This window comes from Micromonospora sp. DT178 (assembly GCF_049841695.1).
GTDB lineage: Bacteria > Actinomycetota > Actinomycetes > Mycobacteriales > Micromonosporaceae > Micromonospora.
Genome location: NZ_JBNCKV010000100.1, coordinates 1 through 247 on the forward strand (window position 1 = coordinate 1; position 247 = coordinate 247).

Here is a 247-nt window from a genome sequence, read left to right on the forward strand (position 1 = left end):
GCCGGTGGCGGTCGGTGCGGGTGTCGATGAGCCGGTGGCGATTGTGGGGATGGGGTGTCGGTATCCGGGTGGGGTTGATGGCCCGGAGGGGTTTTGGCAGTTGCTGGTCGAGGGTGTTGACGCGGTGGACGGGTTCCCCGTGGATCGGGGTTGGGATGACGGGTCGTTGCATGACCCGGATCCGGCGCGGTCGGGGACCAGTTATGTCCGCGAGGGTGGGTTCCTGGCGGATGCGGCGTTGTTCGAC

1 protein-coding gene is annotated in these 247 nt (G+C 67.6%); it reads left to right on the top strand.

Annotated features, from left to right (window positions below; genetic code table 11):
- The coding region (locus ACLQ22_RS32140; protein WP_425695627.1) for a beta-ketoacyl synthase N-terminal-like domain-containing protein at positions 1 to 247 on the top strand (247 nt) is incomplete at both ends.